The organism is Streptomyces sp. NBC_01426, assembly GCF_036231985.1.
Taxonomy (GTDB): Bacteria; Actinomycetota; Actinomycetes; order Streptomycetales; family Streptomycetaceae; genus Streptomyces.
Genome location: NZ_CP109500.1, coordinates 863,962 through 877,833 on the forward strand (window position 1 = coordinate 863,962; position 13,872 = coordinate 877,833).

At 71.8% G+C, this 13,872-nt stretch carries 10 protein-coding genes and 1 pseudogene; 3 read left to right on the top strand and 8 right to left on the bottom strand.

Annotated features, from left to right (window positions below; genetic code table 11):
- Window positions 1-137 precede the first annotated feature (137 nt).
- The 4 genes from OG906_RS04165 to OG906_RS04180 all read right to left on the bottom strand — a co-directional run bounded on the left by OG906_RS04165 (window position 138) and on the right by OG906_RS04180 (window position 4,227).
- The gene (locus OG906_RS04165) at window positions 138-965 is read right to left on the bottom strand and encodes an SDR family oxidoreductase (protein ID WP_329440074.1); all 828 of its coding nucleotides are present in this window, start codon (window positions 963-965) and stop codon (window positions 138-140) included.
- A gap of 162 nt (window positions 966-1,127) precedes the next feature.
- Entirely contained in the window at window positions 1,128-2,501 is a 1,374-nt protein-coding gene (locus OG906_RS04170) for an FAD-dependent oxidoreductase (RefSeq protein WP_329440075.1), read from the bottom strand.
- Window positions 2,502-2,655: 154 nt separating this feature from the next.
- Window positions 2,656-3,003, bottom strand: a complete 348-nt coding sequence (locus OG906_RS04175; protein WP_329440076.1) for an STAS domain-containing protein — start codon at window positions 3,001-3,003, stop codon at window positions 2,656-2,658.
- A 171-nt stretch (window positions 3,004-3,174) separates the two neighbouring features.
- Entirely contained in the window at window positions 3,175-4,227 is a 1,053-nt protein-coding gene (locus tag OG906_RS04180; RefSeq protein WP_329440077.1) for a mechanosensitive ion channel family protein, read from the bottom strand.
- A 613-nt stretch (window positions 4,228-4,840) separates the two neighbouring features.
- Here OG906_RS04180 and OG906_RS04185 point away from each other — a divergent pair.
- The gene (locus OG906_RS04185; RefSeq protein WP_266952730.1) at window positions 4,841-4,984 is read left to right on the top strand and encodes a hypothetical protein; all 144 of its coding nucleotides are present in this window, start codon (window positions 4,841-4,843) and stop codon (window positions 4,982-4,984) included.
- Between the two features lie 158 nt (window positions 4,985-5,142).
- Here OG906_RS04185 and OG906_RS04190 read toward each other — a convergent pair.
- The 3 genes and pseudogenes from OG906_RS04190 to OG906_RS04200 form a co-directional block, all read right to left on the bottom strand.
- A pseudogene (locus OG906_RS04190) lies at window positions 5,143-8,532 on the bottom strand (CARDB domain-containing protein).
- 485 nt (window positions 8,533-9,017) lie between these two features.
- Entirely contained in the window at window positions 9,018-9,680 is a 663-nt protein-coding gene (locus tag OG906_RS04195) for a response regulator transcription factor (protein ID WP_329440080.1), read from the bottom strand.
- On the bottom strand, window positions 9,677-10,849 hold the full coding sequence (locus OG906_RS04200; RefSeq protein WP_329440082.1) for a sensor histidine kinase: 1,173 nt from the start codon (window positions 10,847-10,849) through the stop codon (window positions 9,677-9,679). The genes OG906_RS04195 and OG906_RS04200 overlap by 4 nt, the downstream gene beginning before the upstream one ends.
- A gap of 204 nt (window positions 10,850-11,053) precedes the next feature.
- Here OG906_RS04200 and OG906_RS04205 point away from each other — a divergent pair, with 204 nt between their 5' ends.
- Together OG906_RS04205 and OG906_RS04210 are read left to right on the top strand one after the other, a co-directional pair.
- Window positions 11,054-11,971 carry an ATP-binding cassette domain-containing protein gene (locus OG906_RS04205; protein ID WP_329440084.1) on the top strand — a complete coding sequence of 306 codons (918 nt, stop codon included), beginning with the start codon at window positions 11,054-11,056 and terminating at the stop codon, window positions 11,969-11,971.
- Window positions 11,971-12,834 (top strand): ABC transporter permease, encoded by an 864-nt coding sequence (locus OG906_RS04210; RefSeq protein ID WP_329440086.1) that lies wholly within the window; start codon window positions 11,971-11,973, stop codon window positions 12,832-12,834. Before OG906_RS04205 ends, OG906_RS04210 begins: the two co-directional genes overlap by 1 nt.
- A gap of 47 nt (window positions 12,835-12,881) precedes the next feature.
- Here the strand turns inward: OG906_RS04210 and OG906_RS04215 are convergent, their stop codons facing one another.
- A complete protein-coding gene (locus OG906_RS04215) occupies window positions 12,882-13,814 on the bottom strand; it encodes a DMT family transporter (protein WP_329440088.1) in 933 nt (310 codons plus the stop codon).
- Window positions 13,815-13,872 lie beyond the last annotated feature (58 nt).

The window sequence follows — 13,872 nt, forward strand, 5'->3', positions numbered from 1 at the left end:
CGACTTTCACGGGGGAGACAAGTGGTCTCGACCACTCTGTGACCGGACGGCGGGCCCCGCGCGGCACACGAAGGCCGCCCGGCGCCCGCCCGAGGAAGGGGCGGGGCCGGGCGGCGGAGGGGTACGGGTCGGTCGGGTCAGGCCTGCGGTCGGGCGAGGGTGCGGGCCGCAGCGAACTCCTCGCGGGCCGCCTGCTCGACGGCCTCCAGGTAGGCGTAGGCGTCCTCCCCGATCGGGACCCGCAGGGGGGTGGGCGCGTCGGAGGCGACGATCGCGAGCACGCCGTCCGCGAAGTCCTCCGGCCGCCCGTACTCCTCGTTGTCCTCCATGGCCCGGAATCCGCCGAGCATCTCGCCGGTCGCCTCCGCGTAGTCCGGGAGACGGTGGGCCGCCTCCGCGAGGGCCGACCCGTACCGGGTGGCGAAGACGCCGGGCTCGACGGCCGTCACCCGCACCCCGAACGGGGCCACCTCGGCGGCCAGGGCCTGGCACATGCCCTCCAGCGCGTGCTTGCCCGCGACGTACGAGGCGAGACCGGGGAAGGCCATGCGGCCCGCGAGCGAGGAGATGTTGACGATGTGTCCGCCGCCCTGGGCGCGCATCGACGGCAGGACCAGGCGGGCGAGGCGCCAGGGGCCGACGAGCAGGGTCTCGATCTGGTCCCGGAGCTCGGCGTCGGAGACCTCCTCGACTGTGCCGAAGAGGCCGCTGCCCGCGTTGTTGACCAGGACGTCGATTCCGCCCATGCGGTCCGCGGCGGTCCGGACGGCCTCCTCGCACTGGTGCGCGTCACGCAACTCCATCGCGATCGGGGTGATCTGTCCGGGCCAGGCCTGGACGAGGTCCTCCAAGGAGGCGAGTTTGCGGGCGGTCACCGCGACCTGATCGCCGGCCCGCGCGGCAGCAGTGGCCAACGCCCGCCCGAGCCCCGACGAACATCCCGTCACCAGCCAACGACGCCCCATCGTTCCCCCTTCGAAGTGCGTACAAGGCGCCATGGTCGCCGAGCCGGGCGCCCCGCGAACAGCCCTTGTGAGCGGCGTGCGGGAGCGCGTGAGGCGCAGGCGACGGCGCGTGCGCCCCCGCCGTCGCGCCCCTCCTCGGCGGGCGTGGGGGGTGGCGGGGGCTCAGGCCGGGATGAGTGCTTCCCACTGGTCCCGGGTCGGGCCGTCGTGCTCCGGCGAGAACTCCGGGTGGGCGTCCAGCCAGGAGGTCACGTGTCGGTCCACCTCGTCGGTGCCGTAGGCCTCCTGGGCCGGTTGCAGGAGGTGACGGACCCGGGCCCGGGCCCTCATGACGACGGGATCGTCGAAGGCGCAGGCCGCCACGGCCGCGGCCCGCCGATCCGTGGCCGGCGCGCTCTCGGTGAGGCGTTGTTCGTTGGCGCGGTCGGCCGCGACCTGCGCGTCGAACCACGGGCGCAGGGTCCGCGCCGTCCAGGTGTGGTGGTGGGCGGGGTCCGCGGCGATCAGGTCGGCATGGGTGGCGAGGTGTTGAGCGGCGCCCAGGCCGAGGGCCACTCCGTGCCCCAGGGTGGGGTTGGTGTGCATGAGACTGTCCCCGACGTTCACCAGGCCGGTGAGGACGGGACCCTCATCGTCGACGAGGGCCGTCCAGCGGTTGTCCAGGCCGGCCATCGCCAGGACGGGCGACTGCGGTTCGGGGTCCAGGTCGAGCCAGGCGGCGGTGGCGGGGAAGCGGCGGGCGGCGGCCTCGAACACGGCGGGGTCGGTGAGCGCACCGCGGGTCGGGTCACCCGTGGAGAGCACCAGGTGCACCGCGAAGGTGTCGTTGTCGGAAGGGAAGACGCCGGCGAGCGCGAACGACGAGGCCGAGCCGGTCTTCACCCGCCCGGGGTCGCGCGGGCCGTCGGGACGCAGCCGGTACCAGCGGCACAGGTAGGCGATGCCGGTGCGGTGGCTGTCGACCACGGGTGGCCGGCCGCCCGCCGCGACCAGCCAGGCGGGGACCGGCGAGCGGCGGCCGGACGCGTCGACGACGAGATCCGCCGCGTACGTCCGCGTTCCCTGCCGCACCCCGGTGACCCGGGGCGGGCCGCCCTCCTCGACGGCGAGCCCGGACACCCGGCAGCCGCGCCGCACCTCCACGGTGTCCTCCCCCAGCACGGCCGCGGTCAGGGCGGCCTCCAGCACGATGCGGCGGGTGCGCAGGGTCACGAGGTCCTCGTCGCCGGCCCGGTACGGCGGGTGCTCGCCGAACCAGTCGAAGTCGTGGTACTCCCGGGCCCCGCGTGCCAGCAGGTCCGCGTGGACGTCGGGGGCCTCGGCCCGCAACACGGTGCGTACGGGCGCGAGGAAGGAGTGGGGCTGGACGGCCTGGGGGACGCGGGGTCTGTTCCAGTGGAAGAAGTCCCGGTCCGGGTCCGCTCCGGCCTGCCGCGCGTCCTGTTCGAACAACGTGACCGCATGGCCCCGCCGCCCGAGCATGAGCGCCGTCCCCAAACCGCCGATGCCCCCACCGATCACCGCAACCCGCGCCACTGAGCTCCCCTTCGCGTCGTGTTGCGGGGCGAGCCTACTGCTTGATGATCTCCACTCGAACACCGGCACGGCGGAGCGCCCTCCTCGGCCGGGCCGGGCAGGGCGCTCCGTCACATGGTGTCCCCGCGCACAGGGACGGGGAGTTGTCGGGGTGTCAGGCCGCCGCCGTGCCGGCGCTTTCCTCGGCCGCGACGGCCTGCGCGATCGTCTCGTACACGTGCGGCTTGTGGTGGGAGCGGAGCTGCCGCTGCGCCTCGCGCTCGGGGGCCACCACGCTCAGGGTGGCGCCCAGCTCCTGGCACCGTCGTTCGGCCCGCAACACGGTGCTCAGCACCGCCGGGCCGATGTGCGGGGCCGAGACCACCATGACGAGGTGCCGCGGCCGGTACCCGCGCAGAAGGGCCTCCAGCTCCCAGAGCGCCACACCGCGGTTGCTGATGTCCAGGTCTTCGTTGAGACGGATGACCAGCACGCCGTTGTCGAAATCATGGGTGATAGGCACGGGCAGCCCCCTTCGGGCACTCTTGACGGTAACCATCAAATGCCCTGTGACCAGGGCGGGAACACGTTGAAAATGCGTCAGCGTCCGGTGGGGACACCGGTTCGCCCCCGACGAACCGTCTGCCCCACCGACCCCTCGACATGCATGCGTGTTCAACCACCCGCCGTGATGTCAGTGGTCGCCGGAGGCCTCCGCGGCGGGGGACGTGGCGATGCGGGGCAGGGCGTAGGGGTGCTTCTCGGCCAGCCAGGCGACAAGCTGCTCGCGTACCGCGCAGCGTGTGGTCCACAGGTCGTCCGGGTCCTTCGCCGTGACGATCGCCCGGACCGTGACGGTGCTGGCCGTGGTGTCCGTGACGGCGAGGTCCCAGCCGCGACCGTCCCACTCCTCGCAGGCGTCCAGGATCTCCTTCAGCTTCTCCCGCATCAGCGCGAAGGGCGTGGCGTGATCGCAGTGGATGAACACCGAGCCCGTCATCTGGATCCCACCGCGCGACCAGTTCTCGAACGGGCGGCCCGTGAAGTAGGAGACCGGCATGGTGATGCGTCGTTCGTCCCAGGTCCGCACGGCCAGGTAGGTGAGGGTCACTTCCTCCACCACGCCCCACTCCTCGTTGACGACCACCGTGTCGCCGATCCGCACCATGTCGCCGAAGGCGATCTGGAAGCCGGCGAAGAGATTGCCCAGGGTGGACTGGGCGGCGACGCCCGCCACGATGCCGATGATGCCGGCGGAGGCCAGTACGGACGTGCCGATGGCGCGGAAGTCGGGGAAGGTCAGCAGCATCGCGGCTGCCGCGACGACGGCGACGACCGCGGTGACGATCCTCATGATCAGGGTGACCTGGGTCCGTACCCGGCGGACCCGGGAGGGATCACGGGTGCCGGTCGCGTAGCGGGCGTACGAGGACTCGACCACGGCGGAGGTGACGTGGACGACGAACCACGCGCCGGCTCCGATCAGCATCAGGGACAGCACCTGGCTGACGGCGCCCGCGTGTTCCCGCACGAATCGCCAGTCGATCTGCCGGTACGACCCCTTGAGCAGGGCGGCCAGCAGGAAGACCTGCAGGGACACCCGACAGCGGCGCAGGCGGTTCCACAGTGGTGTCTCCGGATGGCGCCCGTCGGCGCGACGCAACAGCAGGTCGGTGAGCCAGCCCACGGTGAGTGTGAGCACGATCGAGCCGCCTATGACGGTCAGTAGACGCAGAACGGTGTTCATAACTCCTCAGAGCGGATCTCGGCAGGAGACGGACCCCGCCGCTCGTGCCCGACGGCGCGAAGGACAAACCGCGCCCGGCCGCACGACGAGGAAGATCGTCCGCGGGAATGGCCACGAGAACGGGCCAGGAGGAGAGCGGCGGTCGGACCCCTGTGTGCGGTGGGGCGCGTGGGGTAGGGGCACCGCATGTTCCGGCATCGACGTGTACGAGTGGCAGCTGTGTTCCTCACCGCCTGGGTGGGGTTCACCGGACTGGAGAGGTGGAGTGAACTGGCGCCGTGGCCGGCGGCGGTGGCGGCCGGACTGTTCTGGGCCTGTGTCGTCGCGGGGACGTGGTGGTTCGCGGAGTGGACGCTGTTCCCGCGAGCGCGACGCGGCGCCGACGGTGGCCGGGACCCGCGTACCGCGGCGGCGCCGGACGGTGGGCCAACCGGGGAGCGGGAAGCCGGGAGGGACCCGAGCCCGGACCGGGTGGGCGCGCCGCGATGACGTCGGCGATGCCGGCGGCAGGGGGATGCCGTGGCGGTGGTGGGTGAGCGCGCCCGGATCGCGCGCATCGTCGACCGGCGTCGGGGCAGACGCGGGTAAAGGTTCCGTATCCGGGAGGGAAACCATGGCCGGTCTGCTCGCCAAGTTGAAGGAATTCCGTCGCACCCCGCAGGGTGTCCGGGCGGAGGCGTCCGTCCGTCGTGCCGCCGCCGATCCGCGCAAGCGGGCGCAGGCCAGGCGGCTCGTCGACCGACTCCGCAGGCGTTGACCGCACCGCCCGACCGGACGGGACGGCGCAGGACACGACGGTGCGGGCCACCGCGATCGAGCGGTGGCCCGCACCGTTGCGCATGCCTCCTGTACCAGGGCCTGGCTTGTGGATCAGGCCCTGGTGCTGTGACCGGAAAGGTTCACCGTGTCACAGCACTAGCCGCCGTTGATCACGAACTGTGATCCGGGCTCGACGACGATGTCGCCGTCCGCCGAACCGGTGAGGGTGACGTTCGACAGGGTCGCGCTGCCGCGTGCCCCGCCGTGCGCCCGGATTCCGGCGCCGTTGTTGGACTTGTCGACGCGCACGTTGGTGATCTTCGCGTCGGGGACCGCTCCCCCGCCCGTCTTGAACTGGATCCCGTCATAGGTCGAGTCGTGGATCTCGGTGTCGCGGATGACGACGCCCGGGATGGGCTGGTTGGCCGCGAAGAGGGTGATCGCGCCGAACTCCTGGGCCTCACCCCAGAAGGCGCCGCCCGTGCGGAACAGTCCGTTGCCCGAGATCAGGGTCTGCCCGGAGAAGGGCAGCGGGTCGTGGTCGGTCGCCAGCATGATGCCGGGGTAGTTCATGGTGTCGCTGATGAGGTTGTTCTCGATGGTGTTGCCGTAACCGCCTTAGATCGCGATGCCGTTGGCCCGCCACGGCAGCTGGATGGTGTTGTTGCGGAAGTGGTTGTCGTGGCCGACGTCCACCGACTGGTCCTTGACGTACTTGCTGGACCACACCGCGAGGGCGTCGTCGCCGGTGGTGCGGAAGGAGGAGTTGAAGACGGTCGAGTCTCTGGTGCCGTTGGCGAAGTTGATGCCGTCGGCGTAGATGTCGCGGATGCGCATCCCGCTGAACCGGACGCCGTCACCCGGTCCCCACAGGGCGGGGATGTTGTCGTAGTCGCGGCCGACCCAGACTCCGACGTTGGCGTGCTCGATCCACACGTTGGTGATCTTCGTGTTCTTGCCGAAGCGGCCGTTGAGGCCCACTCCGCCCTCGGCGTTGCCATCGCCGCCGCGGATCGTGCCCGACCCGAAGATGGCGATGTCGGAGATCTGCGTGTTGTCGTCGATGTCGAAGCCGAAGTTGCCCTCGTGGGGGTGGTTGATGCCGCCCGCGTCCTGCGGCGCCGTCAGTGTGTAGAGCTGGGAGTACCACATGCCGGCGCCCCGGATGGAGACGTTGCTGATGCCCACCTGGTTGAACTGGCCGCGGTTCAGCGGGTCGTCGGTGAGGATCTTCTGCTCCTGGCGCCACTGGCCCTGCGGGATCCAGACGCAGGCGATCTGCCCGTTCTGGTCGGCGGTCACGGCCTTCTGGATGGCGGCCGTGTCGTCGTTGCCGTCGCCCGGGATCGCGCCGTACTCGGTGATCGACGTGCACTCGGCCGGCTTGGGCGCCGGCGGCGCCACCTGCTCCAGGTCGACCAGGTCGATGACGTGGTACGAGGCCGTGTCGTCGGCGTCGCGCTGGAGGCGGAAGGTGGTTCCGGCCGGGTGGCTCTTCGCGAGCAGCGCGTGCGATTCGTCGAAGAGCCTGCGGGCGTCTCCACCGGGGGTGTTGGTGAGGCCCTCGGGGCTGTCGGTGCTGCCGTAGAGCCAGCTGTGCTTGGAGGACAGGGTGAGCTTCTGCGCGAAGGTGCCGTTGATGTAGAGGCTGATGGTGGCGTCGGCGCCGCCGCCGTTCGGGGCGTCGGGGACGGAGTTGCGCACCACGATCGAGTTGGCCGCGCCGGTCGAGGTGAACTGGACGTACTGGCCGGTGGAGGTCAGGCGGACCGACTCCCGGCCCGAGGACTCGGTGGCGAAGTTGGTGTGGCCGAAGGTGCGCTTCGCGTCGGTGCGCAGCAGGGTGCCCGTGTGGGTGCCGGCCTCCGCCTCGTACTCGGTGTACGGGAGGGCGGCGCCGCGGCCGACGACCACGGCCCGGGAGAAGCTGTTGTTCGTCTCGTTGGTCTCGGCGACCAGGCCGGTCCCGTCGGCGGTGGCCGTGAGGGTGGCGCCGCCGCTGACCGCCGTCCAGGTGTCGTTGACGGGCACGTTGACGGTCGCGCCGGCGGCGATCGCCGGTGTGGGTCCGTTCAGGGTGGTGGTGCCCGCCACCAGCCGGGTGACGGTGCCCGCGCTCACGCCCGTCGTGCCGCGGTTGCGTACGGCCACGGTGAACGAGACCTGGGCGCCGACGGCCGGGTCCGCCGGGTCGGTGGTGATGGAGAGGGCTTCGAGGTCGGGTCCGGGGGCCTGGCCGACGACGAGCTTCGCCGCGGCGACGCGGCTGTTGTTGGTGTTGTCCTGCTCGGGAACCGTGTCGTCGGGGTCGACGACGGCCGAGACGGTGTGGCTGCCCATCGGGCGTTTGCCGACCGCGACCGCAACGGTCGTCGAGGCTCCGGCGGCGAGTGCTCCGACCGGTGCGCTCCCGGCGGGCGCCCCTTCGAGGCTGACGTTCACGGTGGTGGCGCCGGAGGCGACCGTGCCGGCGTTGCGGACCGTGACGCCCACGGTGACGGCGTCGCTCTCGGAGGGGGCGGCGGGTGACCAGGACAGGTCGGTGACGGTGAGGTCCGGGTTCGGGGCGGGGGCGCCGATGACCTGGAACTCGGCGATCTGGCCGCCACCGCCCCCGGTGTTTCCGGTGAACTTCAGCTGGACGTCGGCGAGGCGCCCGGTGACGGGCAGCGTCACGGTGTTGTGGTTGCCGGTGGGGCTGAACACGAGGTCGGCGCGGGCCCGCAGCGAGGTGAAGCCGGTCGCCGACCTCTCGCGACCCAGCACCTCCACGCTCTGGGTCCGGGTGGACCAGGCGGGGTCGGGGTTCAGTTTGAGGACCACCCCGGTGACGTCGGCGTTGGAGCCGAGCTTGACGGTCAGCGTCGATTGCTGACCGGCAGCCTCCCAGTAGCTGGTGACACTGTCGTCGTTCGCGTTGGTCGCGACGTACGTCTGGGTGGTGGAGGACGCCTCGATGGGCTTGCTCTTCGCCAGGTTCACGCCGGTCGGCGGGGTGCCCGGGTCTCCCGGGTCACCCGGATCGCCGCCTCCGTCGGTGGCGTAGACCTCGAACTCGGATATCTGGGCGGCCGGCCAGCCGGTGTTGCCGCTGACGCCCACCCGCACCTGACGCACCGTCGCGGCGGTGAAGCCGACGGTCACGGTGTTGGCCCGGGCCGGGTTGAACTCGCGTCCGGTCGAGGCCGACAGGGTGCTGAAGGTGCTCCCGTCGGTGCTGCCCTGGAGGGTCAGCGTCTCGGTGCGCGTCTCCCACGAAGCGGGCAGCTTCAGCACCACCTGATCGACGGAGACGTTCCTCCCGAGGTCCACTTGCAGCCACTGCGGGAAGGTGGACGGGCTCTCCCAGTACGAACCCTGGTTGCCGTCCGTGACCGCGGAGGCCGCGTATCCGCCGAGGGATCCGCTCGCGGTGACCGGCTTGCCGAGGGCGAGATTGGGGCCGCCCGCGGCGGTGGCGAGCGTGGCCGGCAGGAGTCCGATGGCCATCAACATCGCCACGACCAGGCCGGCCGGCAAGCGCAGGCCGCCTTGCATCCATCTCATGCTGTCCTCTGTTCCATGGGGGGGACGGCCCTGATGCCGATGCACCGGGCCGGAGAGCCGAGCGTGGGACGCCGGCAGGCACGCACGCGGGCCTGCCGTGAACTTGCGAAGCATTCTTGAATTTTTGAGTGATCCGATCCGCAATATGCGGTCATGGCGCCACAGGTTTCTAGCAGATGACGACTTTGTCAACGCCCTTCACATGGGCGGGGGTTGAGGATCCCCTTCGCCCGAGGCGAAGCAGGTGCCGTGAGCTGCGCGCGGATCCGGCCGGGCGGCCGCGCGGCCGGAGACGGCGAAGGAGCGCGGTGCGCCCGGGAGTCGACCCGACGCGCGGGCACCGGCGGGCGTGGCACCGGCAGCAGCGAACGCGGGGGCGGATGTGGGGGCGCCGGCGGACGCGCCGACCGGGCACCGGAGGCGATGGCCTCCACCGGTGCGCTCGTGATGTCTCCCCGCGGGCGATGCCGGCACGGGGAGGTGGGTCAGTGCGGGAGGGTGACCAGACCCGACTCGTAGGCGGTGATGACCAGTTGGACCCGGTCACGGGCGCCCAGTTTGGTGAGCAGCCGTGACACGTGCGATTTGGCGGTGGCCACCGTGATGAAGAGTTCCTCCGCGATCTCGGTGTTCGACCGGCCCCGTCCGACCAGGGTCAGCACCTCCCGTTCCCGCTCGGTGATGCCCTCGACCGGCCGGGCGGAGGGGCTCCGGGCCGGTGCGGGGCGCCCGATGAAGTCCGCGATCAGGCGCCGTGTCACACCCGGGGCGATGAGCGCGTCGCCGGCGGCGACCACCCGAATCGCCGCGAGGATGTCGTCCAGGGCCATGTCCTTGACCACGAAGCCGCTCGCCCCGGCCCGGAGCGCACCGTGGACGTGGTCGTCCTCGTCGAAGGTGGTCAGGACGAGGACGCGGGTCGTCGTCGGGCCTGCCGTGATCAGCCGGGTGGCCTCGATCCCGTCCATGCCGGGCATCCGGATGTCCATCACCACGATGTCGGGGCTGATCTCACCGACCAGTCGGACCGCTTCGGAGCCGGTGCCCGCCTCGCCGACGACCTCCAGGTCGGGGTGGTCGGCCATGAGGACGCGCAGTCCGGCCCGCACCAGGGGCTGGTCGTCCGCGAGCACGATGCGGATGGTCATCGGGCCGCCACCGCAACGCCCACGGGTTCGGGCAGGGGCAGTCGGGCCGCCACCCGGAAGCCGCCCTCGGGGCGGGGGCCGACGCTGAGCCGGCCGTGCAGGAGGGCGACTCGTTCCCGCATGCCGACGATGCCGAAACCGTGGCCCGGGCCGGTCGCGGTGGCGCCCCGCCCGTCGTCGACGACCTCCACCGACAGTTCCTCTTCCCCGTGATCGATGCTCACCCTGCACTGCCCGGTGCCCGCATGGCGGACCACGTTGGTCAACGCCTCCTGGACGATACGGTAGGCCGACAGGTCGATGTCCGTCGGCAGTGGGCGCCGCAGCCCGGTGCGTCGCAGGTCGACGCGGACTCCCGCGTCCGCGGTGGCCTCGGCCAGCCTGTCCAGGTCGTCCAGGCCCGGGGCGGGTCCGAGGGGTGTCGGGCCCGAGCCGGCCGCACCCGGGTCGGTCCGGCGCAGTGCCACCAGGGTGCGCCGAAGGCCCGACAGGGTTTCCCTGCTGGTGGTTTCGACGGCTCGCAACGCTTCGGCGGCCTCTTCCGGTTGGGTCCGGATGACGCGGGATCCCACCCCGGCCTGGATGGCGATGATGCCGATGCTGTGCGCGACCATGTCGTGCAGTTCCCGGGCGATCCGCAGGCGTTCGGCGGTCACCGCCTCCGCCACCTCCTGCGATCGGAGCGCCGTCGCGTGCTCCCGCCGCTCGCGGACCAACAGGCCCGCCATGCAGGACGCGAGGAGGGCGAGGAGGGCGATCGCCCCGTTGACGGCCAGTGTGTTCCCGTTCGAGAAGCCACCGATCACGAGGAGCTGAACGAGGAAGGTGCCGGTCGCGGCAGTGATCGACACATGTCGCCCGCGGGTGGCCACGATCAGACCCAGAACGAGATCCGTCGCGAGGAACGAAAGGAACTCGCCCTGGAAGGAGCCCTCCTGGACCGTTCGGGAGGAGTCGGGCAAGACCACTGCGGCGGTAGCTCCGAGGCAGGTCATGGCCAGCGCGACCACCGGGCTCCGGCGGACCACGCCGACGAGCAGGCTCGCGGCGAGCAGCGATCCGATGGCGTGGAAGGCGCCCGAAGCCCTCGGCGCGCTCCCCACGAGCAGTCCGGGCACGAGCACGTACAGGACGCCACCCACCCAGGCCATGGCCTTCGTCGTCGTCATCGGCGCGCCCACCCGACGGAGAGTCGGCGGCCGGTGCGGTGCGCGGGTGACGGGGTGACGGGTGTGGCGTCCATGCCGCGAGAGTAGCCGGCGGTCGGTCGTCCGACATCAGCCCGGGGACGTACGCCCCGGGGCGAACCCGGCGGCGCGATCGTCTCCCCCGGCCCCATGCCCGGGCGGGGGCGCCCCGGAAGGGTTGTCCTCGTGATCGAAGTCAACGAACTCTCCAAGCACTACGGCGGCAGGACGGCCGTCGACCACCTGTCCTTCACCGTGCGGCCGGGCCGCGTCACCGGCTTCCTCGGGCCCAACGGCTCGGGCAAGAGCACCACCTTGCGGATGATCCTGGGCCTGGACTCGCCCGACGGTGGCACCGCCACCGTCGGTGGTGTCCCCTTCCGGCGTCACGCTCGGGGGCTGCGCCATGTCGGGGCCCTCCTCGATGCCGGTCAGGTCCACGGCGGACGCAGCGCGGCGGCCCATCTGTCCGCCCTGGCCCGGAGCAACGGCATCGCGTCGAGGCGGGTGGACGAGGTGCTGCGGGAGGTGGGGTTGGCCGGGGCCGCGACGCGCCGCGTCGGCGGGTTCTCGCTGGGCATGAAGCAGCGGCTCGGCATCGCCGCCGCCCTGCTCGGCGATCCGCCCGTGTTGATGTTCGACGAGCCGATCAACGGCATGGACCCGGAGGGCGTGCTCTGGGCACGCCGTCTGTTTCGGCGACTCGCGGCCGAGGGGCGCACGGTCTTCCTCTCCAGCCACCTGATGTCGGAGATGGAGCACACCGCGGACGAACTCGTCGTCATCGGCCGGGGCCGGCTCATCGCCGCCGAATCGCTCCGGGAGTTCGCGGCGCGCAGCGCCCGTCTCGGCGTCGTGGTGGGCACACCGCAGGCCGCGGAGCTGACGGCGGTGCTGGCCGCGGCGGGAGCCGACGTCGGGCCGGAGGGTTCGGCGGGCACCGAGCGGATCGCCGTGACCGGGTTGCCGGCCGACCGGATCGGAGCGCTCGCCTGCGAACACCGCATCCCGCTGACCGAGTTGACCACCCGTACCGCCTCCCTGGAGCAGGCGTTCATGGAACTCACCGCCGACAGCGTCGAATACCCGGGAGGAACGTCCTGATGACCGCGTACGCCCCCGCGCCCCCACCTGCCCCGGCGCTCCCGACCGCGTCCGCTGTCGAGTCGCCCGCCCGATTCCGTGATCTGGTCGCCTCCGAGTGGATCAAGACGCGGTCGCTGCGGTCGACCTGGTGGGCGCTCGCCCTCACCCTCGTGTTCGTCATCGGGTCCGCCGCGGCGGCGGCCCTGGCGGAGGTCGGCAACCTCGAAGACTCCGGCCCGAATCCCACCGGGACCCGCGACTTCCTCTCCTTCGTCGCCTATCCACCCGCGGGCTACTGGCCGTTGATGGTGGTGGCGGCCGCCCTCGGCGCCCTCACCGTCGTGAGCGAGTACGGAAGCGGACTGATCCAAACGACCACCGTGGCCGTGCCCGCCCGCGGTGCGGTCGTGGTGGCCAAGGCGGTCGTCACGACCGCGCTGTGGAGCGTGGTCGGCGCGGTCGTCTCCACCGGTTCGTTCCTGGTGTCCCAGGCCGTCCTGGACGGGCGGCATGCCGGGGTCCCGTTCACCCATCCCGGCGTGGCCCGGGCGCTGGTCGCGTCCGCCTTGTTGGCCCCGGTCTGCGCGCTGGTCGGGCTGGGGATCGGTGCGCTGATCCGGCACGGTGTCGCCACCATGGTCGTCGGCGTCTTCACGCTGCTGATGCTGCCGCCGGTCTTCTCGCAGAGCGAGCGCTGGTCCGCGGCCGTCCACCACGCGATGCCCTCCAGCGCCTGGCGGCGCCTGGTCCAGAGCTGGGAGCCGGACTCCTCGTCCCTGGACCACGCCGCGACCGTCGCCGGATCGTGGACCGTGTACGTGCTCTGGCCGCTGATCGCGGTCGTGCTCGCGGTGGTCGTCGTACGGCGCCGCGACGTCTGAAGGAGCCGGCGTCGGGCCTGCCCCGGCGGATCGCGTCCTGCCGGTGCCTACGCCGCGGCGCGCACCTCGGTCTCGGTGGGCGTCGCGGCGCGGGGACGGCTCCGGGCCACCCCCACGCCGGCCAGGCACAGCACTCCGCCGAGCAGGGTCAGCCATGCGGGGACCTCGCCCAGGAACACCCAGCTCAGCAGGACCACGACGGCCGGAACGGCGTAGGTCGTGGAGCCCAGCTTTCCGGCCGGCATCCGGGCCAGGGCGTACGTCCACGCGATGAAGGCGAGCGCGGTCGGCACCACGCCCAGGTAGATCATGTTGAGCGTCGCGGACAGTGGCGCCTCGGGCAGTTCCGTCGCGAGTTGACCGGCGAAGGGCAGGCAGGCCACGGCGCCGATCAGGCAGCTGTACGCGGTGATCTGGAGCGGGGTCCCGAAGGAGAGCGCGGGCTTCTGCGCGACCACACCGGTCGCGTAGGCCACGGCGGCCAGCAGGCACAGCGCGACCCCGAGGACCGAGGTGGATCCGTCGCCGCCGGACGACATGGAGAGTCCGACGACCACCGCGCCGACGAAGGACACGGCCATGCCGGCCAGCAGGCGCGGCGGCAGCGCCTCGCCCAGGAGTCGGGCGGCGAGCAGGGCCATCAGGATGGGGCCGGTGTTCACCAGCAGGGAGGCCGTACCCGCGTCGACGAGCCGTTCGCCCCAGTTCAGCGCGATGGTGTAGCCGCAGAACCACACGAGTCCGGACACCAGGATGCCGCGCCGGGCTCCGCGCGGGGGCAGCCCTTGTCGCCGGATCAGGAGCAGGGTGACGAGCACCAGGGAGGCGGCCAGCAGCCTGCCGAGGGCCAGGGCCCCGGGCGAGTAGGCGGCGCCGGCGCTGCGGATGGACACGAAGGCGGAGGCCCAGGCGAACACCGTGAAGGAGACGGCGCCGACGGTCAGGACTGCGGGCGAGAGCACACTCGGACGGGACTTCATGGCTGCACCCTAGCGAGCAATCATTTCGGCGTCCACCGAAATGTTTTGCTCCATTTCC

What these genes read in the sequence shown, in the direction of transcription:
- OG906_RS04165 (WP_329440074.1), bottom strand. Translation starts at nt 965, where the DNA reads ATGGGGCGTCGTTGGCTGGTGACGGGATGTTCGTCGGGGCTCGGGCGG.
- OG906_RS04180 (WP_329440077.1), bottom strand. Translation starts at nt 4,227, where the DNA reads ATGAACACCGTTCTGCGTCTACTGACCGTCATAGGCGGCTCGATCGTG.
- OG906_RS04185 (WP_266952730.1), top strand. Translation starts at nt 4,841, where the DNA reads ATGGCCGGTCTGCTCGCCAAGTTGAAGGAATTCCGTCGCACCCCGCAG.
- OG906_RS04195 (WP_329440080.1), bottom strand. Translation starts at nt 9,680, where the DNA reads ATGACCATCCGCATCGTGCTCGCGGACGACCAGCCCCTGGTGCGGGCC.
- OG906_RS04200 (WP_329440082.1), bottom strand. Translation starts at nt 10,849, where the DNA reads ATGACGACGACGAAGGCCATGGCCTGGGTGGGTGGCGTCCTGTACGTG.
- OG906_RS04210 (WP_329440086.1), top strand. Translation starts at nt 11,971, where the DNA reads ATGACCGCGTACGCCCCCGCGCCCCCACCTGCCCCGGCGCTCCCGACC.
- OG906_RS04215 (WP_329440088.1), bottom strand. Translation starts at nt 13,814, where the DNA reads ATGAAGTCCCGTCCGAGTGTGCTCTCGCCCGCAGTCCTGACCGTCGGC.